Below are 23,241 nucleotides of genomic sequence, written 5' to 3'. Positions count from 1 at the left end.
GCCATTTTTGAGTTCCTAAAAAGTGAATGAGCTGCGCAGCAACATGCCAGCGCAGTGCAGAAACACGCCAGAAATCACTTGGGGAATTCAATCAGGCCGCAAACCGCTGCAGAACAGACGGATTGGGTTTCGACGATCTTCTTCAAAACGACCTACTTTTGCGTTACTACGAATTCGATTGTAATTGGTTTCGGGCTCGACGTGTGATCCGCGTTGGGAACTTGGGCATGACTTATGCTGCGCCGGGTAGATACAAAATTTTCGCCAGCCTTTTTCTCCAAGATGACCGGCCTCGAACTCACCCTGCTTTACCTCGCTGCCGCCGTGATTGGCGTGGCTGTGTTTCGCGCCATGTCCATGCCGCCCATGCTCGGCTATCTGGCAGTAGGCGTGGTCATCGGCCCCAACACCCTGGCGCTGGCCGGAGACACGGCCGGGTTGCAGCATCTGGCTGAATTCGGCGTGGTGTTCCTGATGTTTTCCATTGGCCTGGAATTCAGCCTGGGCCAGCTCAAGGCCATGCGTTCGCTGGTGTTCGGGCTGGGCGCCGCGCAAATGCTCTCGACCCTGGCGGTGGTGCTGCTGGCCAGTTTGGCGTTTGCCGGGTTCATGCCAAAGTTCTGGTCGCAAGCGATTGCGGCGGGCATTGCCATCGGCGGCGCGTTCGCCATGTCGTCCACCGCCATCGTGGTCAAGCTGCTGGCGGAAAAAATTGAACTCGACTCGGAGCATGGCCGTCACATCATCGGTGTGCTGCTGTTTCAGGATCTGGCGGTGGTGCCCCTGCTGATCCTGATTCCAGCGCTGGCTTCGCACAGCGCCGATCTGCCGCGGCTGCTGCTGTTTGCTGCCATCAAGGCGGTGCTGGTGCTGGCGGTCATTTTGCTGGCAGGCGGGCGCTTGCTGCAGCCTTGGCTGCGCATCGTGGTCAAGCGCAAGTCCGATGAGCTGTTCATGCTCAACCTGCTGCTGCTCACCTTGGGGCTGGCCTGGATCACCGAGCTGGCCGGGCTGTCGCTGGCGCTGGGCGCATTTCTGGCCGGCATGCTCATTGCCGAAACGCCCTACAAAGCGCAGGTGGAGGCGGATATTCGCCCCTTCCGCGACGTGCTGCTCGGGCTGTTTTTCATCACTATCGGCATGCTGCTCGACTGGCGGCTGGTGCTGGCGCAGTGGTGGCTGGTGCTGCTGCTGGCCGTGCTGCCTCCGCTGGTCAAGGCCGCGTTGGTGTTCAGCATCGAGCGTCTGCGCAAGACGCCGCCCGGCTTGAGCCTGCGGGTGGCGCTGTGGCTGGCGCCTGCGGGTGAATTCGGCATCGTGCTGATCAATATCGCTTCGGGCAACAAACTTATTCCGCCCGAAGTGCTCAATCCGGTGCTGGCGGCCATGGTCATTTCCATGCTCTACACCCCTCTGTTGGGGCAGTACATCGACCGCATCGTGCTGAAGGTGTCGTCGGCCGACTGGATGCTCGCCTCGCTGCAGCTCACCAATATCGCGCGCAGTTCCATCAAGGCGCAGAACCACGTCATCATCTGCGGCTTCGGCCGCTGCGGGCAGAATCTGGCGCGCCTGCTCGATACCGAGCACATTGCGCACCTTGCGCTCGACCTCGATCCCGACCGGGTGGCGCAGACCAAGGCCGCCGGGCAGAACGTGGTGTATGGCGATTCCACCCGGCTGGCCACGCTGCAAGCGGCTGGCTTGCAGCGGGCGAGTGCGCTGGTCATCACTTATGTCGAGACGCATTCGGCGCTGCGCATCTTGCATCTCATGCGCGAGCATGCGCCGCATGTGCCAGTGGTGGTGCGCACCATGGACGATGGCCCGCTGGAAGAGTTGCGCCAGGCTGGCGCTGCCGAGGTGGTGCCCGAAATTCTCGAAGGCTCGCTGATGCTGGCCTCTCACACCCTGGCTCTGGTGGGCGTGCCGCTGCCGCGCGTGCTCAAACGGGTGCGACATGCGCGCGCGCAGCGCTATAGCCTGCTGCGCGACTGGTTTCACGGCAGCGACGATGCCTCGCTGGACGACGCCGATCAGCCGCGCCTGCAATCGATCACCCTCACCGCCGAAGCCGCCGCCGTGGGGCAGATGCTGCGTGCGGTCAGCCGCGAGGGCGCGCGCGTCACGCAGGTGCGGCGCAGCAACGGTCAGGTGCTCAAACCCGCTCCCACCCTGCTGCTGCAAGAGGGCGATACCGTGGTGCTTTCCGGCCTGCCCGATGCGCTGGCCGTGGCGGAAGAAGCGCTGCTGCGCGGTTGATCTATGCTGTGCGGATTTCCAGTTCTTCGCGCCGCCTGCCGTGCCCATTCAACCTGATGCCTTTGCTGCCAGCCCCGCGCGGGTGATCGATGCTGCGGCCGTGTCGCCGCAGGAGGCCGTGGCCGAGCGTGCGCTGCGCCCGCAGCAGCTCGACGACTATGTCGGCCAGGCGCGGGTGCGTGAGCAGCTCGACATTTTCATCGGCGCGGCGCGCAAGCGCGAAGAAGCTCTCGACCACGTGCTGCTGTTCGGCCCGCCGGGTCTGGGCAAGACCACGCTGGCGCACATCGTGGCGCGGGAAATGGGCGTCAACCTGCGTTCGACCTCCGGCCCGGTGCTCGAACGCGCGGGCGATCTGGCCGCGCTGCTGACCAATCTGGAGCGCAACGACGTGCTGTTTATCGACGAGATTCACCGCCTCTCGCCGGTGGTCGAGGAGATTCTTTATCCGGCGCTGGAGGATTATCAGATCGACATCCTCATCGGCGAAGGGCCGGGCGCGCGCAGTGTGAAAATCGACCTGCAGCCCTTCACCCTGGTTGGCGCCACCACGCGCGCAGGCATGTTGACCAACCCCTTGCGCGACCGTTTCGGCATCGTCGCGCGGCTGGAGTTTTATACCGCCGAGGAATTGACTCGCATCGTGCTGCGTTCGGCCAAGTTGCTCGGCGCCGTCATCGACCCGGACGGCGCGGTCGAGATTGCCCGCCGCGCCCGCGGCACGCCGCGCATCGCCAACCGCCTGCTGCGCCGGGTGCGCGACTATGCCGACATGAAAGCCGCCGGGAGAATCAGCGCCGAAGTGGCCGATGCCGCACTGCGCATGCTCGACGTCGATCCGCTGGGTTTCGACGTGATGGATCGCAAGCTGCTCGAAGCGGTGGTACACCGCTTCGACGGCGGGCCGGTGGGGTTGGACAATCTGGCCGCGGCCATTGGCGAAGAGCGCGACACCATCGAAGACGTGATCGAACCCTACCTCATCCAGCAGGGCTACTTGCAGCGTACCCCGCGCGGGCGCATCGCCACCGCGGCAACCTACGCCCATCTCGGCCTGGCCGCGCCGCAGCGCCCGGGCGGCGATCTGTTCGGCGGCTGAGGTCCGGCGAGATCAATACGCCAGATAGCCGTTCGGCGCGCTGGCGTTGCTGCCTTCCAGTCCCGTGGCGATTGAACGGCCGTAGAAAAACGGCAGCCCCAGATCCACGAAACCCGGAATGGCCGCCGTTCCGCCCAACGCGGGCAGGGCGGCGTTTTGTGTCTGGAACATCTCTTGCGCATTGCCGATCACGATGTTCTGCGTCGGCCCATAGGAGCGGTCAGCCAACTGCAGGCTGGCCGCCAGGCTGAATGCCTGCGACGGGCAGTAAAAGCTTGAGGTCTGCGAGCAGGTCGGCACGCCGCTGAGCGCCAGGTAATAACCGTTGGAGCCGCTGTCAACGAAGCCCGAGACGGGCGTTCCATTCAGGGTCAGAGACAGATTGCCCGCACTGTCGAGCGGATAAAGCTGCGCGCCGCTCAGCGTGTTGTTGGCCTGCGTATTGATGCCGAAAATCAACGTTCCGTTTGCGCTGGGCGCGCCAAGGGGCAGCGGCACGCCGGGCAGGGCGAGGATGCTGCCGTTGTTGTCCGTGGCGAATGCCGCGATGGGGTTGATGCCTTGCAGCGAAGTGTCCACTGTCGTCCCCGTGCAGGTACTGCCGGTGCAGGCGAAATACACCCCCGGTTTGGCGCTTTGAGCGCAGGCGCTGCCGCAGTCGTACTTCAAATTGCTCACGCCCAGAATGCCGTTGGCGATGCCGTAAAAATTGCTGGCGAAATCGACCCCGCCCGTGCCGCTGCAACTGCTGGGCGCTGCGGGCAGCGCGGCGTCATCCATGATCTGGATCGGGATCGCGGTCGTGGTGGCTTCACCCCCGATCTGCACGATGGCCTGCCGCATGCTGCCCCAGGCATAGCCCGAGGCGAACTGCGCGCAGGCCGCCAAGGTGGAGCTGCCGTTGGTGATTTGGGGTAGAGCGCTCAGTTGAGCGTTGTTGAGTGCAGCGGAAAACAGCCGCAGCCCCTGCGAGCCGGTGTCCACCAGCACGTCTGGGATGGACTGGCAAGGACTGCCGCCTGGCGCGCAGACCGTGACGGTGACGTAAGGCGTGTTCGCCGTGAGCGTGGTGGTGTTGCTGCCGAGTTGGCGAATGCTGACGGGGACGACGTTGCTGCCAGTGGCGGTGGGCAGACCAGCAACCCCGCCCAAGTTTGTGTTGTTGCCGGGGCTGATGTTGCTGAGATCGGTGTTGTAGCTCGGTGTGGGTGAGGGGCTGTCCGTGCCGCCGGAGCCACCGCCTCCTCCGCAAGCCGCGAGCAACAGTGCTGTGCTCAAAGCGGCGATGACGGATGCTGCGCGGAAAAAGGCGGATCGGCTTGCTTGCGGCATGGTTGCGGCCTCGGGGCTAGGTTAAATACAAGTCGGTGGTCATCGCCGAATCATTGAACCGCAGCTCAGATGACAGTGTCCATCGGCTTCAGAACGCCCAGTAGCCGTAGGGCGCGCTGGCGCTGCTGCTGTCCTCCAACCCGGTGGCGATGGGACGGCCGTAGAAAAAGGGCAGGCCGAGATCGGCGAACTGGGCGATGGCGGCGGTGCCGCCCAGAGCGGGCAGGGCGGTGAACTGTTGGTCGAACATGGTCTGCGCATTGCCGATGACCAGGGTCTGCGCGCTGGAGGCGCCGCTGAGCTGAACGGTGAGCGCAACAGGGCTGCTGGGGCAGTACCAACTGAATGCGGCGTTGGGCGTGCAGCGGGCGACGCTGGGGTCGAGGTCGAGAAAGTAGCCGTTGGAGCCGCTGTCGATGAAGCCGCGGCCCATCACGCCATCGATGCGGCCGTCGATGTAGGCATCTTGCCCGATGGGGAAAATTTCGGCGCCCGCGGGCAGCGCGTTGTTGGATTGCGTGCCGATGCCGAACACCAGCGTGCCGGTCGCGCTGGCAGCGCCACCGGGCGCCACGGCGGGCAGTGTGAGAATGCTGCCGTTATTGTCCACGGCAAACGCGGAAATGGGGTTGGTGCCCTGTTGCGAAAGTTCGGCGCTGGTCTGGCTGCAAGCGCCGCTCGCGCAGCGGTAATACATCGCAGGGCGGTCGGCGGCTGGCGTGGCCGCGGTGCAGCCTGCGCCGCAGTCGTGAATGAAATTGCTGATGCCCAGAATGCCGTTGGCCACCGGGGCGAAGCGGGTGGCGAAGTCGATGCCCTGTGCGGCGCAGGTCGAAGGCGCGGCGGGGAGTGCGGGGTCGTTCATGAACTGAACGGGGATGGCCGTGGTCGTGACCTCGCCGCCGACTTGCACCGTGGCCAGGTGCATGCTGCCCCAGGCATAGCCCGAGGCGAACTGGGCGCAGGCGGCCAGCGTGCCGCCGCCCGAGGCAATGCCAGGGAGATTGAGTGCGACCTTGTTGGCAAAAAGCCGCAGCCCCGCCGAGCCGGTATCCACCATCACGTCGGGAATGGTCTGGCAGTTGCCGCTGGCATCGCAGACCTTCACATCGACATAGGGCGTGTTCGCCGTGATGCTGGGGGCGCTCTGGAGCTGACGAATGCTGACCGCCGCCACATTGCTGCCCGTTGCGGGGCTGCTCAGGGTGACAGATGGTGGCGGTGGTGGCGCGCTGCTGCCGCCGCCTCCGCAGCCGGTCAACAGCAGGCCAGCCAGCGCAGCGGGGGCGGCCAGACGCATCCAGCGGCGGCTAAGGCGCCAGGAGCGCAGTCCGGTCAACATGGCGGCGCAGCCTCAGGGCTGAAGGCTGGCGGGGTCGAAACCGGCAGGAACCAGCGTGGGCACCCAGGCTACGCCAAGAAAGCCGCGCATGCGGCCCGCGCTGTGCACGACGATGTCGCTGCTCGCCACCTGCGAGACATTGAGCTGTTGCGTCTGCGTCTGGGCGGCGTGGACGTAGGGGGCGAAATAGCTGCCGAGCAGTTGTTGCAGATTGGGCTTGAATGGCCCCTTCCAGGTGATGGCGAACACCGTGCCCGCCGCGTTGGCATATTCCGTGACCGTCACGCCCTGCGGCGTTTGCACGGTTTGCGATTGAACGGCCGACGCATTGCGGGTTGCAGTCGGGCCGGACGTGGCCTGCGCTGCGACACGTTGCACCTGACTCACCGGATTGCCGTCCTGGGCCGCTTCTGACAACGGACGGCCCAGCCCGGCCTGGGCCGAAAGGCTACTCAGTGCAAGGGTGAGCCCCAAGAGAGATGAAAACAGACGGGTACGGGCAGCAGTCATGGCGGGGTGGAGCGAACAGAAACAAAAGCTGCAGTCTAGCGACTCGTGACCCTTTTCTTGATGGATTCAGCGCAGAAAAAACGGTGAAGCTGGCACTATTGCACGCCTTCATTCAGGCTGCGATCGAGATGCGCAGTATCGCCCCAACCCACCAGGGTGAGCTGGCCTTGGGCGTAGAGCAGGCGGTTGAGCGCGGCATTGCGCAGTTCGAAACTGCGCGGCGCCTGCAGTTCCTGCCCGGTGGCGGCGCGGTAGAAGGCATCGAGCACGCCGCCATGCACAGCGACGACGATGAGCTGGCCGGGATGGCGCGCGGCATTGCGCCGCAAGGTAGTCTGGGCGCGGTCGGCGAAGTCGCGCAGGGTTTCTCCGCCGGGGGCGGCGAAGGTCGGGTCGCGGTGACGCCAGCGGGCGCACAGTTCGGGGTGCAGCGGTTCCAGCGCGGCGAAGCTATGGCCCTCGAACGCGCCGAAGCAGCGCTCGCGCAGGCCGGGGTCGCGTATGACGCTCAGGCCGTGCGGCGCGGCAATTGCTTCCGCCGTCTGCCAGGCCCGTTGCAGATCGCTGGCGTACACGGCGGCCAAGGGCTCATCGGCCAAGGCGCGGGCGGCCAGCCGGGCCTGCTCCAGCCCGCGCGCGTTCAGCGCAATATCGGTATGACCCTGGATGCGCGAAGCGGCGTTCCAGTCGGTTTCACCATGACGGATGGCGATGATGCGGGTGGGTTCGGGCGGGTTGTCGAGCATGGTGCCCGCATTGTGCCGCAGCCCTGCACCCGCCTTTCAGAAGGTGTAGCCCACCCGCAGTTGCACATAGTCCTGCCCCGGGTTGGGGCGCTTGATGTCGGCGTTGGAGTAATGGGTGAGGCGCGCGCCCAGCGTCCAAGGCGTGCCCGCGAAGCGATGCAGCAGGCCGATGGAATCGCCGAACTGGTAGGCGGTGGAGATTCGCTTGGCACCGAGGGTCGTGCCCGAAAACAGGTTGGCGCCGATGCCGAATTCCATCGCCGTCTGCGGCGCAAACCACCAGCGCGCAAAGGGCGTGAGCCCGACGTGGGTGAGGTGACGGCTGCCGGGGCCTTCCGAGCTGCTCACTTGCCCCAACGAGGCTTCGAGCACCACGTCGAGGCGGCTATGCGCGAAATCGTGTTGCCACAGCGGGCCGGATTGAAGGGCCAGCGTTGCATTGCTGTAGCTGTGGCCCTTGTCGATACCCCAGAGCGCGGAAAGCTCGGTGGCCTGCGCCGACCCCAGCCCCGTGGTGAACAGCAGGGCGGCGGCAAGGGCCGCGCGGCGCAGCGCCGCTGGGGTGAGCCCGGGCCGATTCGCCCCTTGCTTGGGCCGATGAGGATTTTGAGAAGTTGGGTTTTGCATCGCAGACCTCTTTGGGGTTCTTGAGAAAAGATGTTTTTAGTGCGCGCCTGCTGCGGCCTCACCGCCGGCGCTGCTCTTGGAGGGTTTGATGAACCAGACCAGCACGATCATGGCGACAAACAGCCAGGCGCTGAGGCGGAACATGTCGTCCACCGCGAGGGTGTACGCCTGTTGGTCGATCAGGCGGTTGATCACACCCAAAGCCTGCTCATAACTGAAGCCCTGAGATTGCATGCCGTGGAGTATGGGCTCGACCACCGGGCTGCCCGCGTAGATGTGCGTGACCAGCTGCTCATGGTGCAGATCGGCGCGGTCGGTCCACAAGGTGGTATAGATCGAGGTGCCGAACGAACCTGCGGTGATGCGCGCGAAGTTCGATAGCCCCGAAGCCGCCGCGATGCGGTGCGACGGCAGTCCGCCGAGGATGATGCCCAGCAGCGGGATGAAGAAAGTCGCCGTCGCGATGCCCTGAATCACCGTGGGGATGGAATATTCCCAATAGCTGTCGCCCGTGGTGAACTGCGAGCGCATATAGAACACGACGGCGAACACCAGGAAGGAAAACGTGGTGACCCAGCGCGAATCGAGCACGGGCAGATAGCGCCCGATAATGGGCGAGAGAATCAGCGCGAACAAGCCCACCCAGGCCAGCACCTCGCCCGCGTCGGTGGCGGTGTAGCCGATGAACTCCTGCAGCCACAGCGGCAGCAGCACCAGGCTGCCGAAGAACATGCCGTAGGCCAGCGCCAGCAAGATGGTGCCGATGGTGAAGGTCGGGATCTTGAACAGGGTGAGATCGACCACCGGATGCTCGTCGTAGATTTCCCAGATCAGGAACAGCACGAAGCCCACCACGGCCGCGGCGGCCAGCGCGATGATGACCGGGCTGGAGAACCAGTCGAGTTCCTGCCCCTTGTCGAGCATGATCTGCAGCGAGCCTACCCAGATGACCAACAGCCCCAGTCCGGTCCAGTCGATCGGCAGTTTGCGGATGGGCGTTTCGCGTCGCAGGTAGATCGACGCCGTGACCGCCGCGGCCAGCAGGCCCACGGGCACGTTGATATAGAAAATCCACGGCCAGGAGATGTTGTCGGTGATCCAGCCGCCGAGCAGCGGCCCCATGATGGGGGCGATCAGCGTGGTCATCGACCACATGGCGATGGCCATGCCGGCACGCGCGGGTTTATAGCTGGAGAGCAGCAGGGTTTGTGAGAGCGGAATCATCGGTCCGGCGCTGGCGCCCTGCAGCACGCGGAACAGGATGAGAATTTCGATGCTCGGCGCCTGCCCGCACAAAAACGAGAACAGGGTGAACAGCAGAATGCTGGTGAGAAACACCTTCACCGCGCCGAAGCGCTGGGTGAGAAAGCCGGTGAGCGGCACGGCGATGGCGTTGGCCACCCCGAACGAGGTGATGACCCAGGTGCCCTGCGACGAACTCACCCCCAGGTCGCCCGCGATGGCGGGAATCGACACGTTGGCAATCGAGGTGTCGAGCACGTTCATGAAGGTCGCCAGCGACAGGGCGATGGTGCCCAGCACCAGCGCGCTGCCGGTCAAGGGCGTCATGTGCGTCGGCGTGGTTTTGGCGGGTGCCGGACTCGGCAAGGCGCCGGCCGCGCTTTCTTCAATTTCTTGCGTAGTGGCCATGTCAGCTCCGCACGGCCGTTCCGAAGGAGCTGACACCCCCCGTGGGGGGCAGCGAGCAAAGCGAGCGAGGGGGCTGTTTCATGTTGGCCTCTTTAGCGCTTGCTGCCTGCGTTGGCGGCGATGATGGCGTTCACCAGGGCGTCGGCCTTCTGCCAGTCGGCGGCGTAAATGTCGGTGCGGGCGGCGGGCTTGGTGGGCGGCTCGTCCATGACCAGCGGGCCTTTGTGGTCGCTGATGTCGATGGTCACTTCGGTGGACATGCCCACGCGCAGCGGGTGGCTGGCGACTTGCTTGGGATCGAGCGCCACGCGCACCGGCAGGCGCTGCACCACCTTGATCCAGTTGCCCGTGGCGTTCTGCGCGGGCAACAGCGAGAACGCCGCACCGGTGCCTGCCGACAGTCCGACCACATGGCCGGTGTAGGTGAAGCTGCCGCCATAGGTGTCGGCAGTCACCGTGGCCTTCTGGCCGATGCGCACGTCGCGCAGCTGGGTTTCCTTCAGATTGGCGTCGATCCACACATCGTTCAACGGCACTACCCACATCAGCGGCTGGCCGGGCGCCACGCGCTGGCCGAGCTGCACCGTGCGCCGCGCCACCACGCCGCTGACCGGCGCCGGAATGGTGGTGCGTTCATACGCCAGATAGGCCTCGCGCAGCTTGGCCGCGGCCAGCTTGACCGAGGGGTTGTTGGCGATGACCGTGCCCGCGGTCAGCGCTTCGCTGGCGGCGAGTTGCTCCTGCGCGGCTTTCACCCCGGCCTGCGCGGTGGTCAACGCGGCTTGGGCGGATTGCAAGGCAATCTGTGCCTGCCGCAGTTCCTCAGCGCCCACCGCGCCGGTACCCGCCAGCTCTTGGCGGCGGCGCAGCGCATCCTGCGCCTTGGCTACATTGGCCTGCGCGACGCTGACATCGGTCTGCCGCACGGCAACCTGGGCAGCCAGGGTGCCGTTGTTGGCAAAGCTCACCCGCACCTGACGCACCGCCTGCGCCAGCAGGGCCTCGGCCTGTTGCAGCGCCACATGGGTGTCGGCGCCGTCGAGCTGCACCAACGGCTGGCCGGACTTGACCAGCTGGGTATCGTCGGCGTCGATGGCGGTCACCGTGCCGCCCACCTGCGGCGTGACTTGCACCAGATTGCCCTGCACATAGGCGTCATCGGTGTAGGCGTAGCGCAGGGATTCCCAGTAGTGATAGCCGCCATAGACGGCGCCGACGATGACGAAAAAGCCGATGGCCAACAGCATCAGCCGCCGCCGCTTGGCGGCCTTGCCGTTGCCGCTTCCGTTGCCATTTTCGGCGGGCTGGGCCGCGCCTTCTGTTTTATTGCTTTCTGGGGTACTCATGGATGCACTCCGTTGGGATTCGATTCGTTTTTAGAAGGAGAAGTCAAAGCGTGGGTCAGGAGGATTTCGCAGGAACCTGCTCGGGCATCTTCGGCGCGTTGTAGCCCCCGCCCAGGGCGCGAATCAGCGCCACGTCGTCGGCCAGCGCCTGCGCTTTCAAGTCCACCCCGGCCTGCTGCAGCTTGAGCACACTCGACTGAACCGTGAGCACGGTGAGGTAGTTCGACAGCCCGGCCTTGTAGCGCTGATCGACCAGGCGCAGCGCGTCCTGCGCGGCATCGAGCGCCTGCTGCTGTTGCGCGATCTGCTGACCGATGGATTGCCGCGCGGCGATGGCGTCGGCGACCTCATGCACTGCGTCCACCAGCGTGCCGTTGTATTGCGCGATGGCGGCGTCCGCCTGCGCCGATTTGCCGCGAAGCTGGGCGCGCAGCGCGCCGCCCTCGAAGATCGGCAGGGTGAGTGCGGGGCCGACGCCCAGGGTCTGGCTGCCGCCGGTCAGCCATTGGCTGAAGCCCAGCGCAGAGAACCCGGCGAACGCCGTGAGGTTGACGTCGGGGTAAAACGCTGCGCGGGCCGCCTTCACGCCGTGCAGCGCGGCTTCCACCTGCCAGCGCGCAGCGACGATGTCGGCGCGGCGGCCGATCAGCGAGGCGGGCAGCGTGTCGGGCAGGTTCAGGGTCGGCAGGGCGGAGAGCTGCGGGGCGAGCGTGGCCGTGGCCTGCGGGCCCTGGCCGGTGAGCGCGGCCAGCAGATTGCGCGCCTGCGTGATCTGCACCGCAGTCTGGTCGAGCTGCAGACGGATCTGCGGCACTTCGGCCCGCGCCTGCTTCTCCTGCACCGTGGTTTCCAGACCGGCGCGCACGCGGTCCTGCACCAGTTTGAGCATGTGCTCGCGCTGCTGCAGGGTTTGCTGCAGCACGTTCTGGATGGCGATCAGTCGCGCAAGGTTCACATAAGCGCTGGCTACGTTGGATGCGAGCAGCACCCGCGCGGCCTGCTCCTGCGCCGCGGCGGCGTGGGCTTCGCCGATGGCGGCTTGCAGCGTCTGCCGGTTCTTACCGAAAAAGTCCAACTCCCAGCTGCCTTGCAGCAGCGCTGAGTTGTCGTAATACCAGTTACTGCCGTAGGGGCCGTAGATGTAGTTGTTGCTGAACTGCTGGCGAGTGGAGCTCACCGCTGCGCCCAGCTTGGGCTTGAGCGCGCTGCCCGCGCCCTGCACCTGCGCACGGGCCTGTTCGAGCCGAGCCTGGGCGACTTGCAAGCTGGGGTTGTCGGTCAGGGCGGTGGCGATCAGGCGGTCGAGTTCAGGATCGTGAAAGTCGGCCCACCAGTCGGCCTTGGGAAAGGCGGTCTGCACCGGCTGCAAGCCGAGTTGCTGCGGACGAGTGAGCTGGGCCGTGGGCGCGATACCTTCGGTGCTGGCGCAGCCCGCCAGCAGCAGGGCGGCCAGCAGCGGCGCGGCCAGCGTGGCGGATCGAACGAAAGGTCTGTTGAGCATGATGAGAACGGGTCAGGAGGGGTTGTTGTCGTTGTTTTCTTCGGGGTCGCGTTCCTGCACCACCAGTTGCGGGCCGGGGGCGGCCTTGTTGGCTTCGGCCAGCGCCTCGCCATTGGCGATGAAGCGCCGCAACAGGTCGAGCAACTGGGCAAACTCCTTGGGGCTGAAGCCGCGCAGATGGTCGTTGAGCACCTCGGAGAGCACATGCGGAATTTGCGCCGCCACCTCGCTGCCGCGCGGGGTGAGCGAGAGGTTGACCACGCGGCGGTCGCTGCAACTGCGCTCGCGCACCAGCAGGCCCTTGGCTTCCAGGCGGTCGAGCATGCGGGTCATGGCGCCGGCGTCAGTCTGCATTTCGCGGGCGCAGGCGGCCACGGTGTCGCAGCCTTGGTGCACATGCAGCAGCGGATGCCATTGCGAGCCGGTGAGGTCGAGCCCCTGCAGTTGATGCTCCAGATTGCGCACCAGCACTGCCAGCGCGACTTTCATCAGAAAGCCGACCGAGTTGTCCTTGGCATACTCTGAACCGTCATAGAAACGCGGCGCGGCTGCGTGGGTGGGAGTGGGGGCGGAAGAATTCATGCCGCGCAGTTTATTGCTTAGGCAAATACTGCCTGAGTTGTTTTTTGATACCCGATTCAGCGAAGGGGTTTTGCCGGGCGGGGCATGGCAAACCAATTCTTCATGCTGGCGGTATCCGACTTACCATGCTCCGCTGCATGTTCAGTTTGCCGCCAAAGCCATGGATCGCGCCCCTGATTTCGCCGCTTCACTCCAGCAGACTTTCAGCGTGCTGCGGGCGGCGTTCGACGCCGCGCCCTATCCCGACTGGACGCTGCGACGCGACCGGCTGCGACGACTGCAGGCCTTGCTGCGCACTCATGCGGCCGAGTTCGCCGTGGCCATCGATGCCGATTTCGGCGGCCGCCCGCCGCCCGAAACCGGCATGCTCGAACTCGTGCCCAGCCTGACGGGCATCGCCGATGCGCTCAAGCACGGCAAAGGCTGGATGCGTCCGCGCGCCGCCCCCGTTTCACGCTGGTTTTTTCCCGCCCGGGCGCGAGTGCTGCCCCAGCCGCTGGGCGTGGTGGGCGTCATTGCGCCTTGGAACTATCCGCTGGTGCTGGCCGTGGCGCCGCTGACGGCGGCGCTGGCTGCGGGCAACCGGGCGATGGTCAAGCTCTCCGAGTTCACGCCCACGTTCAGCGCGGTGTTCGCGCAGCGGGCCGGGCAAACCTTTGCGCCTGACGAAGTGGCGGTGGTGCAGGGCGATGCAGAAATCGGCGCCGCTTTCAGCGCCTTGCCGTTCGACCACCTGCTGTTCACCGGCTCCACCGGGGTGGGCAAGCGCGTCATGGCGGCGGCTGCGGCCAACCTCACTCCCGTCACGCTGGAACTCGGCGGCAAATCGCCCGCCGTCATCACGCCGGGTTACGACCTGGCGCACGCGGCCCAGCGCATCCTCTACGGCAAGCTGCTCAACGCCGGGCAGACCTGCATCGCGCCCGACTATGTGCTTGTGCCGCGTGCGCAGCAGTCTGACTGGCTTGCCGCCTGTCGCGCCGCGGCGCAAAAACTCTATCCCGACGGCCTGCGCAGCCCCGACTACACCAGCATCATCGACCATCGCCAATACAGCCGTCTGCTCGGCCTGCTGGGCGAAGCTCGCGCCGCCGGGGCGCAGGTGCATGCCCTGTTCGACGGCGTGCAAGCCGACGATCTGCGTCACCGCCTCGCGCCCGCGCTGGTGTGCGACGCCCCGGCCTCGGTGCGCTTGATGAACGAAGAAATCTTCGGCCCGCTGCTGCCCGTGGTGGCCTATGACGATCTGGCGCAGGCGCTGGCCCATCTACGCAGCCAGCCGCGCCCGCTGGCGCTGTACTGGTTCGACCACGACCGCCAGCGCACCGCCGATGCCCTGCTGCACACCCATGCCGGCGGCGTGACGGTCAACGACACCTTGCTGCACTTTGCGCAAGACGAGTTGCCCTTTGGCGGCGTTGGGGCGTCCGGCATGGGCAGCTATCACGGCCGCTGGGGATTCGATACCTTCAGCAAACTCAAGCCCGTGCTGTTTCAGACGCGGTTCTCCGGCGTCGGTCTTGCCGCGCCGCCCTACGGGCCGCGTACCCGCTGGCTGATGAAGTTCATGGGGAGGCTGTGATGCGCAGGCGCTGGATCGAGCAATTTTCGGTCATCGTGGTGCTGTGCGCCGTTGCGGGTACGGCGAACGCGCAAAGCGCACCCGAGCCCTTGCCGGCCTCCGGCGCCAGCGATGTGGCCCGCACGGTGACGCCCGGGTTTCGCTTTGCCGCCCCCGCGCAGGCGGCCGCCATCACGGCAGACCGCTTGCTGCTGCTCGCCCCGGACGGGGCTGCGGTTCGCGGCCTGGTGCGCACCTCGGGCGACCGCGCAGTGTTCGAGCCCACCGTGCCCTTGGTTGGCTGCACCACCTACACCCTCTCGCTGAATGCGCCAGAGCGCGTGCGCAGCCGCTTCACCACCGCGTGCAGCGCATGGAGTGCGCCCGTGCAGATCGACGACAGCCGTACAGCGCACCAAGTCGATCTGCCCGTCAGCGGCGCGCAAGTGGCGGCAACGGCCGACGGTGGCTTCGTCGCGGTGTGGTTTCAGGACGATGCGGGCCGCCGCGCCATTCTGGCCACGCGCTTCAACCCGGACACGCAGGTCTGGAGCCGCCCGCAAGCCATCGACCTGCAAGGGCCGCAAGCTGGGGCGTCGAGCATTCCCGCCATCACGGCGGATCGCCAGGGGCGCCTCACCGTCGTGTGGTTTCAGGCGGTGGATGGCCGCAACGCCGTATTTGCGGCGCGCAGCGATGGCGGCGCGTGGCAGGCCCCGCAGCGGCTCGATCAACCCGCGCTGCCCGGCAACGCCACCAATCCCCAACTCGCCGCCGACGCCGCGGGCAATGTCACCGTGGTCTGGCAGCAGCCCAACGGCCATCACACCGCCATTTATGCGGCCCATTGGCAACAGGCAGCGCTGCGATGGCTGCCCGCGCAGCCCGTTGATCGCGGCCCTGCCAATGCCTATAACCCGGTGATTGCCGCCACGCCGCAAGGGCGGGTGGTAGCCGCCTGGCAGCAGGGGCCTTCCGGGCGCGAGGCGGTGTTTGCCGCGGCGTTGCAGCCTTCCGGCCAGTCGTGGGGTGCGCCACGGCGTCTCAGCGCAGAGGGCATCGCAGCCACAAGCCCTGCGCTCACGGCTACACCGCAAGAGGCCATCGTCGCCGCATGGGTGCAGGGCCGGGATGCGATGCGGCGCATTGCCGTCAGCCAGCTTCTGCCCGAGGGCAGCGGCGCTGCGTTTCGCTGGAGCGCGCCGCAGATTCAGCACAGCACGGCCTTCACCGGCCCGGCGCTTTCGCCCGCGCTCACCGCCGATGCCGCGGGCGATCTCACGCTGGTGTGGGAACAGGCCAAGTCGGCGCAGGGCGGCCCGGTGCGCTACGCCATACTCGCCGCCCGGCGCGATGCTGGCGCGGATACCGCCTCGGCTCGCTGGTCGCCGCCGCAGCAGATCGACGACCCCGCGCTGCGCAGCGCGGGCAACCCGGTGTTGGTGACCGATGCGGCGGGCAATGTGCGTTGCGCCTGGTATCAAGACGGGCCCAGCGGAATGCAGGTGCAGACCGCGCGCTACAACCCGGCCGAGCAGCGCTGGCAGGCGCCGCAGACCTTGTCCGACCCGAGCGCCACGGTACAGGCCAGTTTTCCCGCGCTGGCCATCGATGCGGTGGGGAGCACCATGGCCGTGTGGCAGCAGTTCAATGGCTGGCGCACCCTGGCCGTCGCCCGCTGGCTGCGGTAAGGTCGGTTCAGGCCGTGTCGCTGCAGCGACCGAACAGCCAGAAACAACGCCATTGGCGCATCGCCGCCTTTACCCAGTAGTCGATCTGACCGGTCTGGTTTTCCATCAGCGCATTGAAGTGGCTCTGGTAGTTGTCTTCCGGCAACTCTAGATACGCTTCGGTTTCGCCGCCCTCGTTATGCACTTTCATGCCGGCCCGGCGCGCGATTTTGAGCATCGCGGCATTGCTGCTCAGGCACTGCATGTAAAGCACTCGCAGCCCGCGGTTGCGCGCGTCCACCGCCGCGCGTGCAAACAAGCGCGTGCCGATGCCCAGCCCGCGGCCTTTGGGCAGCACCGATACGCCAAACTCCGCCCGCTCCGTCTGCCCCGGTTCAATGGCGATATGCGCCACCGCCAGCAACTCCAGCTTGCGGTTGAACACGCCAAAAATCTCGTCCGATTCAAAGCGGATGGAATCGACGTAAAGACGCACGCGCTCGTCGCTCGCGGCGTAGCCAAAGCGCATATAGCGATCATCCGGCCCCAGCGCCAGAAAATGCCGCAGCAACTGCTCGCGATGTTCCGGCCCGATCGGGCGAATCGGGATGATCGGCGCGGACAGATGCCGAGCGCGGGGCGGGACGGCCGACGCGCTGCCTGTGGCTTGCAAGGGGGCGGTCTCGGGAGGCTGAGTCATATCGAATAGAAGCAAGATTGCTGCAATGCAGCATAGGCCACATAGTTTAGGCGCTGCCCCTGCAAACACAAGGAACAGGGACATTGCCGCGCCCTTGCCGCCACAACGCGCCTGAAAATCAAGCACTTGCCAGTGACAAACCCGCTCACCTGTCTATAATGATGCGTTTGGCTTCGAGCGGGGGCCAGAAAACCCATGCCGGCGGGCGCGGGGCAGAGCGTCTCAACTTTGAAGAACATCTCGACATTGAGGCCCGCTGCCGCACATCACTGGTGGGCTCATTCATATCTCGCTCAAACATCGTTCATAGGAACAACCATGAAAACCTTCAGCGCCAAACCGGCCGAAGTCGTGCATGAGTGGTTCGTGATTGACGCAGAGAACAAGGTTCTCGGTCGGGTCGCCAGCGAAGTGGCCCTCCGTCTGCGTGGCAAACACAAACCCATCTACACCCCGCACGTCGATACCGGTGACTTCATCATTGTCGTCAACACCTCCAAAATTCGTGTGACCGGCAACAAAGCCAACGACAAGACCTACTACCGTCACACCGGCTATCCCGGCGGCATCTACGCCACCAAATTCAAGGATATGCAGGCGCGTCACCCCGGCCGTGCGCTGGAACTGGCAGTCAAGGGCATGCTGCCCAAAGGCCCGCTCGGTTACGCCATGATCAAGAAGCTCAAGGTCTATGGGGGTGCAGAGCATCCGCACAGCGCCCAACAGCCCAAGACTCTCGACATCTAAGGACACGCGATGATCGGAAACTGGAATTACGGCACAGGCCGTCGCAAAAGCTCCGTGGCCCGCGTCTTCATCAAGAAGGGCACCGGCAAAATCACGGTCAACGGGAAAGACGTCGAGCAGTATTTCGGCCGTCAGACCTCCATCATGATCGTCAAGCAACCCCTCGTTCTCACCGAGAACGTCGAGAGCTTCGACATCAAGATCAACGTCCACGGCGGCGGCGAAACCGGCCAGGCCGGTGCGGTGCGCCATGGCATCACCCGCGCGCTGATCGACTACGAGGCCACCCTCAAACCCGCGCTCTCCAAGGCAGGCTTCGTCACCCGCGACGCCCGCGAAGTGGAGCGGAAAAAAGTGGGCCTGCGCGGCGCCCGTCGCGCCAAGCAGTTCTCCAAGCGTTGATACTTTTTCTCGCTTTGCTGCAAACAAAAAACCCGCCTTGTGCGGGTTTTTTGTTTGCGCTTTTGTTCATATAACAGGCAGCGGTGCTCAGCCACCTAAGTTGGGGCCGCCGACTGGGTCGGTGGCCAGTGAGAAAAGAGCAGGCCCCAGTTCAATATCAATACGCGTGCTCCGCGTCCGGGTCGATTTTTCCGCGGAAGACGATGTATTGATAGACGTTGTAGGTGATCATCACTGGGATGAGCATGCCGATGCCGATGAGCATGAACACCAGGGTGCCGCTGTCTGAGGCGGCCTGGTCGATGGTGAGCGAGCCGGGCACGATGTACGGATACCAGGTGGCGGCCAGGCCGGCGAAAGAGAACAGGAAGATCAGCATGGTCCAGACAAACGGCGCCACTTCGGCCTGCCGCTTGAGGGCGCGCAGCAGCATGACGAAGCTGAGTAAGGCCAGCGCGGGCAGCACGGCGAAGAAGTAGATGTTCGGGGTGGTGAGCCAGCGGGCGAAGATCTGCGGAAATTGCAGCGGCGTCCAGACTGTGACCACCGCGCCGACGGCGAGCATGATCCAGGCGAGCAGCTGGCCGCGTTGGTAGCACCCGGCCTGAATGTCGTCTTTGGTCTTGATGATGAGATAGGTCGAGCCGAGCATGGCGTAACCGGCCACCACGCCCAGCACCACGATGACGCTGAAGGGCGAGAGCCATTCCCACACGCTGCCCACATACACGCCGTTCACCACCTTCACGCCATTGAGCAAGCCACCGAGCGCGAACCCCTGGGCGATGGTGGCCAGCAGGCTGCCGAGGCCGAACATGGCGCCCCAGAAGGCTTTGCGCTCGGAGAGTTCATGAAACTCGAACGACACGCCGCGCAGCATGAAGCCCAGCAGCATGAGGATAATGGGGATGTAGAGCCCGTGCAGCACGGTGCCGTAGGCCAGCGGAAAGGCGCCGAACAGCGTGCCGCCGATGACCACCAGCCAGGTCTCGTTGGCGTCCCAGATGCTGCCCAGGCTGGCCATCATCACTTTGCGGCGGCGCTCGCCGACGAACAGCGAAAGCACCCCCACGCCGAGGTCGAAACCGTCGAGCACCACATAAAACACCATGAACAGGCCGATGATGAGAAACCACACCGTGGCCAGAACGTGATGCAGTTCCTGCGGGTTGCCGAAGTCCATCTCACTGCCCTCCTTTCACCGCGAGCTTGGCGCTGACCGAGGCGGGCGCAATCGGTGCGACAGGCGGGGTGAAGGGAACGTGCTTGGGCGCAGCAGCGTGTTCCGGCTTACCACCCTGGCCGGGTGCGCCGGGCGGGTCTTCGAAGCTCGGGCCTTTGCGGATCATGCGTGCGGCAAAGACGAAGGCGGTGACGCCGATCACGCCGTAGAACAGCATATACATGGCGAGTGACCACAGCACGGTGTCGGCCGGCAGGTTGCTCACGCCCTGGCTAGTGCGCATCATGCCGTAGACGATCCACGGCTGGCGGCCTACTTCGCGGGTCATCCAGCCGGCCTCTACCGCGGCGTAGATGGCGGGTACCGCGAGCAGCCAGCCACGCAGCAGCCATTTGTTTTCGCTGATGCGCGCCGCAGTCATGCGCTCATGTTTGCGCCACAGCATCCACAGCGTCCAGAAGGCCATGAAGGCGACAAACACCCCGGCGGCCACCATGACGCGGAAGGCGTAAAACGGAATCCACACTGGCGGCTGGTCTTGTGGCTTGAAGTGATCCAGGCCGACGACTTTGCCCGTCATCGTTTTGGTCACGATCATGCTCAGACCATCGGGGATTTCCAGCGCCCAGTCGTTTTTCTGCTCTTTCTGGTTAGGAATAGCCAGCAGCGCCCACGGTGCGCCCTCGCCGGGCTTGTTGGTATGCCAGTGCGCCTCGATGGCGGCGAGCTTGGCAGGTTGAGTCTCGGCCAGCGAGCTCCCCGCAGAATCGCCAATAAAAATCTGCAGCGGTGCGACGATGAACAACGAGATCACCGCCCACTTGAACGCCGGACGGAAGAAATCGACATGGCGTTTTTTGAGCAGGTAATACGCGCTCACACCGGCCATGACGACCAGGCTGAGCTCGATCGCAGCGGTGAACATGTGGCCGAAGCCATAGGGCAGATCGGGGTTGAACACCGCGTCATACCAGTTGGTGATGGCGAACTTGCCGTCCACCAGCTTCACCCCGGCGGGCGTTTGCATCCAAGAATTGGCCACCATGATCCAGAAGGCCGACAAGGTGCTGCCAAAGGCCACCATGCTGGTGGCGAACAGGTGCATCTTGGGGCCGACGCGGCCCCAGCCGAACAGCATGATGCCGAGAAAACCGGCTTCGAGCATGAAGGCCATGGCCGTCTCGAAGCCGAGGATGTTGCCCATGAAGTCGCCGGCCGAGGTGGAGAACGGCCCCCAGTTGGTGCCGAATGAAAACTCCATCGGAATGCCGCTGATGACGCCGACGCCAAAATTGATCAGGAACAGCTTGGTCCAGAACTTGACCTGGTGGAAGTAGAAGACGTTTTTGGTCTTCACCCACGCGGCTTCCATGCCGAACAGCACCAACGCCAGCCCGATGGTGAGCGGCGGCCACATGATGTGGAACATCGCAATGAAGCCAAACTGCGCCCGAGCGAGGAACTCAGGGTTTTGAAGCCAATCCATGATGCACTCCTGAAGAGGGGGATGTCGGTTGGCGGGCCTTGCCGCGCAGGGCGGCGGGTTGAGCCAACGATAAGCGGGACGCGTTACAGCGGGGTGACGCTCTGCGGCGGCGGCAGGTCAATGCGCAAAGTCCAGCAGAAGGCGGTGCACATCTCAGTTCTCCACCACTTGCAGCGCGGCGACTTTGTCGCCCCGCCTGCGCGTAGCCACCTGCTTGACGCGGCTTTTGAGGGCGATCAGCTTTTGCACCGCGCCGCCCAGCTGCATGAGCTGGCGCACGTCTTCGCTGGGCATGCGCTGAATATCGTCGAACCACTGCGTGGCCAGTTCGATGAGATCGTGCATTTCGCGCATGCGCTGCTGCGCGTATTGCTCGGAAGCGCCCTCGGGCTGAGACAGCAGGGCGTCGCGCAGCATGGACAGGGTGGGGTCGATTTCGCGCTTGCGGCGTTCCTCGGCCAGGGTGCGGAAAATAGCCCACACGTCTTCTGGCGCAGAGAAATAATCGCGCCGGTCGCCGGGCAGGTGCTGCATGCGCACCAGGTTCCAGGCACCCAGCTCCTTGAGCCCCATGCTGACGTTGGAGCGCGAAAAATCGAGCGCGGCGGCGATTTCGTCGGCATTGAGCGGGCGCTCGCTGACGAACAGCAGGGCATAAATCTGGCCGACGGTGCGGTTGATGCCCCAGCGGCTGCCCATTTCGCCAAAGTGCAGCACGAAGCGCTGGGTGAGTTCCGGGAGTTGCATAAGTGGTTTGATCGAAGTTTCAGGAATTTCTGAAAGTCGAAGAAATTGTCTGACTTAGATCAAGCGCAAGGGGTAACGAGACGTGTTGCCCCTATACCCAGCCGGGTATTTGCCCACGCGACGGCGCGGCGCGTAATCAGCGGCTGGCGAACCAGTCGGATACGGCGTGAGACTGGGAGGAGGCCGGGTGATCGGCGAGCAGGTGCAAACCGAGTTTGCTGCGGCGCCAGAGCACATCGTCGGCGCTGGCGGCCCATTCGGTGTCGCGCAAATAACGCAGCTCGGCCTCGAACAAACCGGGGGCGATCTCGGCGCCGAGGTCTTGCAGGCGTGCCGCGCTTTGCCCACCTGTGGTTTGCAGCACGCGGTCGATGCGGCTGCCGTAGGCGCGGGCCAGACGCTGCGCTAGGTCGGGCGGCAGCCACGGGTAGCGTTGCTGCACGACTTGAACAAAACGGGCGAAGTCGGTGTCGGGGTGCTGTGCGGGGCCGATCCAGCCCGACAGATCGCCACCGGGAAGAAAGGCGTCGTGCGTCCACGCCGGGCGTGCTTCGCCGAGGGCGGCGCAGAGCTGGTCGGCGGCCTGTTCGGCGAGCTTGCGGAAGGTGGTGATCTTGCCGCCCCACACCGTGAGCAGCGGCGCACCCTCGCGGTCGAGTTCGAGCTTGTAATCGCGGGTCGCGGCCTTGGCATCGCCCGCGTGATCTTCGAGCAGGGGGCGCACGCCGGCGTAGCGCCAGACGGTCTGCTCGGGCCGCAACTCGGTGCGGAAGTAGCGGTTGACTTCGGCGCAGAGGTAGGCGGCTTCGGCCTCGCTGCAGGTTTCGGCGCCGCTGGGGTCGGACACTTCGACATCGGTCGTGCCGATCAGGGTGAAGTCGCGCTCGTAGGGAATGGCGAACACGATACGGCCATCGTCCGCCTGAAAGATGTAGGCGTGCGGATGATCGAACAGGCGCGGCACGACGATGTGGCTGCCGCGCCCCAGCCGCAGCGAGCGGCGCTCGCGCGGCGGCTGCCCGTCGGCGTTGTGCACCGTGCGCTTGAGCAGTTGCTCGGCCCACGGACCTGCCGCGTTGACCATGGCGCGGGCGCTCACCCGCTGCTCGCCGCCCGCGGCATCGCGCAGCGTGGCTTGCCAGCCCGTGCCGTGGCGCGTGGCAGAGGTGCAGGCGGTGCGGGTCAGCACGGTGGCGCCATGTTCCGCCGCGTCCACAGCGCACAGGGTCACCAGCCGGGCGTCGTCCACCCAGCCGTCGGAATACATGAAGCCGCGGGTGTATTCGGCCTTCAGCGGGGCGCCTGCGGCATGGGTGCGCAGATCGATGCTGCTTGAGCCCGGCAGCCACTCGCGCCGCGCCAGATGGTCGTAGAGAAACAGCCCGGCGCGAATCATCCAGGCCGGGCGCATGGCCGGTGCGTGCGGCATGACAAAGCGCAGCGGCCACATCAGATGCGGCGCGCTGCGCAGCAGCACTTCACGCTCCTGCAAAGCCTTGCGCACTAGGCCGAATTCGTAATACTCGAGATAGCGCAGACCGCCGTGAATCAGCTTGGTGGAGGCCGAGGAAGTGTGCGCCGCAAGGTCGTCGCGTTCGCACAGCACCACCTTGAGGCCGCGCCCGGCCAGATCGCGTGCAATGCCCGCCCCGTTGATGCCGCCACCGACGACCAGCACGTCGCAGGCGATACCGGGCGGGGGCGAAGAAATAGCAGCGCTGTTCATGCCGACATGGTAGGAGGGGCGA

The 23,241-nt window shown here is 65.2% G+C and carries 20 protein-coding genes; 6 read left to right on the top strand and 14 right to left on the bottom strand.

The window, feature by feature from the left end; genetic code table 11:
* Nucleotides 1–282 precede the first annotated feature (282 nt).
* Complete coding sequence (locus ABT24_RS06775; RefSeq protein ID WP_276728770.1) at nt 283–2,262, top strand: monovalent cation:proton antiporter family protein; 1,980 nt, start codon at nt 283–285, stop codon at nt 2,260–2,262.
* Between the two features lie 40 nt (nt 2,263–2,302).
* On the top strand, nt 2,303–3,361 hold the full coding sequence (ruvB, locus tag ABT24_RS06770; RefSeq protein ID WP_276707911.1) for a Holliday junction branch migration DNA helicase RuvB: 1,059 nt from the start codon (nt 2,303–2,305) through the stop codon (nt 3,359–3,361).
* A 12-nt stretch (nt 3,362–3,373) separates the two neighbouring features.
* On the opposite strand, the gene ABT24_RS06765 is transcribed toward ruvB, so the two are convergent.
* From ABT24_RS06765 to ABT24_RS06725, 9 genes are all read right to left on the bottom strand, one after another.
* Nucleotides 3,374–4,693, bottom strand: coding sequence for a DUF3443 domain-containing protein (locus tag ABT24_RS06765; protein ID WP_276728772.1), 1,320 nt, complete (start codon nt 4,691–4,693; stop codon nt 3,374–3,376).
* Nucleotides 4,694–4,781: 88 nt separating this feature from the next.
* A complete protein-coding gene (locus tag ABT24_RS06760) occupies nt 4,782–6,035 on the bottom strand; it encodes a DUF3443 domain-containing protein (RefSeq protein WP_276728776.1) in 1,254 nt (417 codons plus the stop codon).
* Between the two features lie 12 nt (nt 6,036–6,047).
* Nucleotides 6,048–6,545 (bottom strand): DUF2844 domain-containing protein, encoded by a 498-nt coding sequence (locus tag ABT24_RS06755; protein WP_276728779.1) that lies wholly within the window; start codon nt 6,543–6,545, stop codon nt 6,048–6,050.
* 95 nt (nt 6,546–6,640) lie between these two features.
* Entirely contained in the window at nt 6,641–7,291 is a 651-nt protein-coding gene (locus tag ABT24_RS06750; protein ID WP_276728782.1) for a histidine phosphatase family protein, read from the bottom strand.
* Nucleotides 7,292–7,327: 36 nt separating this feature from the next.
* Nucleotides 7,328–7,918, bottom strand: a complete 591-nt coding sequence (locus tag ABT24_RS06745; protein WP_276728785.1) for an acyloxyacyl hydrolase — start codon at nt 7,916–7,918, stop codon at nt 7,328–7,330.
* Between the two features lie 36 nt (nt 7,919–7,954).
* Nucleotides 7,955–9,568 carry a DHA2 family efflux MFS transporter permease subunit gene (locus tag ABT24_RS06740; protein WP_276728788.1) on the bottom strand — a complete coding sequence of 538 codons (1,614 nt, stop codon included), beginning with the start codon at nt 9,566–9,568 and terminating at the stop codon, nt 7,955–7,957.
* A gap of 92 nt (nt 9,569–9,660) precedes the next feature.
* Nucleotides 9,661–10,914 carry an HlyD family secretion protein gene (locus tag ABT24_RS06735; protein WP_276728790.1) on the bottom strand — a complete coding sequence of 418 codons (1,254 nt, stop codon included), beginning with the start codon at nt 10,912–10,914 and terminating at the stop codon, nt 9,661–9,663.
* Between the two features lie 55 nt (nt 10,915–10,969).
* Nucleotides 10,970–12,415: an efflux transporter outer membrane subunit gene (locus ABT24_RS06730; RefSeq protein ID WP_286737562.1), complete on the bottom strand. Its 1,446-nt coding sequence runs from the start codon at nt 12,413–12,415 to the stop codon at nt 10,970–10,972.
* Nucleotides 12,416–12,427: 12 nt separating this feature from the next.
* Nucleotides 12,428–12,997, bottom strand: a complete 570-nt coding sequence (locus ABT24_RS06725) for a MarR family winged helix-turn-helix transcriptional regulator (protein ID WP_276728796.1) — start codon at nt 12,995–12,997, stop codon at nt 12,428–12,430.
* Nucleotides 12,998–13,157: 160 nt separating this feature from the next.
* Between ABT24_RS06725 and ABT24_RS06720 the strand changes: the two genes are divergently transcribed.
* Nucleotides 13,158–14,579 carry a coniferyl aldehyde dehydrogenase gene (locus tag ABT24_RS06720; protein ID WP_276728800.1) on the top strand — a complete coding sequence of 474 codons (1,422 nt, stop codon included), beginning with the start codon at nt 13,158–13,160 and terminating at the stop codon, nt 14,577–14,579.
* Nucleotides 14,579–16,249, top strand: coding sequence for an Ig-like domain-containing domain (locus ABT24_RS06715; RefSeq protein ID WP_276728803.1), 1,671 nt, complete (start codon nt 14,579–14,581; stop codon nt 16,247–16,249). Before ABT24_RS06720 ends, ABT24_RS06715 begins: the two co-directional genes overlap by 1 nt.
* A gap of 7 nt (nt 16,250–16,256) precedes the next feature.
* Here ABT24_RS06715 and ABT24_RS06710 read toward each other — a convergent pair whose 3' ends face one another.
* A complete protein-coding gene (locus ABT24_RS06710; RefSeq protein ID WP_276728806.1) occupies nt 16,257–16,928 on the bottom strand; it encodes a GNAT family N-acetyltransferase in 672 nt (223 codons plus the stop codon).
* A 318-nt stretch (nt 16,929–17,246) separates the two neighbouring features.
* Here ABT24_RS06710 and rplM point away from each other — a divergent pair, with 318 nt between their 5' ends.
* Nucleotides 17,247–17,675, top strand: coding sequence for a 50S ribosomal protein L13 (gene rplM, locus ABT24_RS06705; RefSeq protein ID WP_013104413.1), 429 nt, complete (start codon nt 17,247–17,249; stop codon nt 17,673–17,675).
* A gap of 9 nt (nt 17,676–17,684) precedes the next feature.
* Nucleotides 17,685–18,077 carry a 30S ribosomal protein S9 gene (gene rpsI, locus ABT24_RS06700; protein WP_013104414.1) on the top strand — a complete coding sequence of 131 codons (393 nt, stop codon included), beginning with the start codon at nt 17,685–17,687 and terminating at the stop codon, nt 18,075–18,077.
* Nucleotides 18,078–18,234: 157 nt separating this feature from the next.
* On the opposite strand, the gene cydB is transcribed toward rpsI, so the two are convergent.
* From cydB to glpD, 4 genes are all read right to left on the bottom strand, one after another.
* Nucleotides 18,235–19,260, bottom strand: coding sequence for a cytochrome d ubiquinol oxidase subunit II (gene cydB, locus ABT24_RS06695; protein ID WP_276707883.1), 1,026 nt, complete (start codon nt 19,258–19,260; stop codon nt 18,235–18,237).
* 1 nt (nt 19,261) lies between these two features.
* The gene (locus tag ABT24_RS06690) at nt 19,262–20,746 is read right to left on the bottom strand and encodes a cytochrome ubiquinol oxidase subunit I (protein WP_276728808.1); all 1,485 of its coding nucleotides are present in this window, start codon (nt 20,744–20,746) and stop codon (nt 19,262–19,264) included.
* A 153-nt stretch (nt 20,747–20,899) separates the two neighbouring features.
* Complete coding sequence (locus ABT24_RS06685; RefSeq protein WP_013122032.1) at nt 20,900–21,493, bottom strand: GbsR/MarR family transcriptional regulator; 594 nt, start codon at nt 21,491–21,493, stop codon at nt 20,900–20,902.
* Nucleotides 21,494–21,629: 136 nt separating this feature from the next.
* Nucleotides 21,630–23,219 (bottom strand): glycerol-3-phosphate dehydrogenase, encoded by a 1,590-nt coding sequence (gene glpD / locus ABT24_RS06680; protein ID WP_276728810.1) that lies wholly within the window; start codon nt 23,217–23,219, stop codon nt 21,630–21,632.
* Nucleotides 23,220–23,241 lie beyond the last annotated feature (22 nt).

The sequence above is a fragment of the Thiomonas sp. SCN 64-16 genome, from assembly GCF_001725585.1.
GTDB classification, from domain to species: Bacteria; Pseudomonadota; Gammaproteobacteria; order Burkholderiales; family Burkholderiaceae_C; genus Thiomonas; species Thiomonas arsenitoxydans.
Note: the sequence above shows the minus strand (reverse complement) of the source record. Positions and strands in the feature narration are given on the sequence as shown.

Coding starts and splice junctions, on each gene's coding strand:
- ABT24_RS06710 (WP_276728806.1), bottom strand. CDS start 16,928: ATGACTCAGCCTCCCGAGACCGCCCCCTTGCAAGCCACAGGCAGCGCG.
- cydB (WP_276707883.1), bottom strand. CDS start 19,260: ATGGACTTCGGCAACCCGCAGGAACTGCATCACGTTCTGGCCACGGTG.
- ABT24_RS06690 (WP_276728808.1), bottom strand. CDS start 20,746: ATGGATTGGCTTCAAAACCCTGAGTTCCTCGCTCGGGCGCAGTTTGGC.
- ABT24_RS06685 (WP_013122032.1), bottom strand. CDS start 21,493: ATGCAACTCCCGGAACTCACCCAGCGCTTCGTGCTGCACTTTGGCGAA.
- rpsI (WP_013104414.1), top strand. CDS start 17,685: ATGATCGGAAACTGGAATTACGGCACAGGCCGTCGCAAAAGCTCCGTG.
- ABT24_RS06755 (WP_276728779.1), bottom strand. CDS start 6,545: ATGACTGCTGCCCGTACCCGTCTGTTTTCATCTCTCTTGGGGCTCACC.
- ABT24_RS06775 (WP_276728770.1), top strand. CDS start 283: ATGACCGGCCTCGAACTCACCCTGCTTTACCTCGCTGCCGCCGTGATT.
- ABT24_RS06725 (WP_276728796.1), bottom strand. CDS start 12,997: ATGAATTCTTCCGCCCCCACTCCCACCCACGCAGCCGCGCCGCGTTTC.
- ABT24_RS06735 (WP_276728790.1), bottom strand. CDS start 10,914: ATGAGTACCCCAGAAAGCAATAAAACAGAAGGCGCGGCCCAGCCCGCC.
- ABT24_RS06740 (WP_276728788.1), bottom strand. CDS start 9,568: ATGGCCACTACGCAAGAAATTGAAGAAAGCGCGGCCGGCGCCTTGCCG.
- ABT24_RS06730 (WP_286737562.1), bottom strand. CDS start 12,415: ATGCTCAACAGACCTTTCGTTCGATCCGCCACGCTGGCCGCGCCGCTG.
- rplM (WP_013104413.1), top strand. CDS start 17,247: ATGAAAACCTTCAGCGCCAAACCGGCCGAAGTCGTGCATGAGTGGTTC.
- ABT24_RS06750 (WP_276728782.1), bottom strand. CDS start 7,291: ATGCTCGACAACCCGCCCGAACCCACCCGCATCATCGCCATCCGTCAT.
- ABT24_RS06720 (WP_276728800.1), top strand. CDS start 13,158: ATGGATCGCGCCCCTGATTTCGCCGCTTCACTCCAGCAGACTTTCAGC.
- ABT24_RS06745 (WP_276728785.1), bottom strand. CDS start 7,918: ATGCAAAACCCAACTTCTCAAAATCCTCATCGGCCCAAGCAAGGGGCG.
- ABT24_RS06715 (WP_276728803.1), top strand. CDS start 14,579: ATGCGCAGGCGCTGGATCGAGCAATTTTCGGTCATCGTGGTGCTGTGC.
- ABT24_RS06765 (WP_276728772.1), bottom strand. CDS start 4,693: ATGCCGCAAGCAAGCCGATCCGCCTTTTTCCGCGCAGCATCCGTCATC.
- ABT24_RS06760 (WP_276728776.1), bottom strand. CDS start 6,035: ATGTTGACCGGACTGCGCTCCTGGCGCCTTAGCCGCCGCTGGATGCGT.
- glpD (WP_276728810.1), bottom strand. CDS start 23,219: ATGAACAGCGCTGCTATTTCTTCGCCCCCGCCCGGTATCGCCTGCGAC.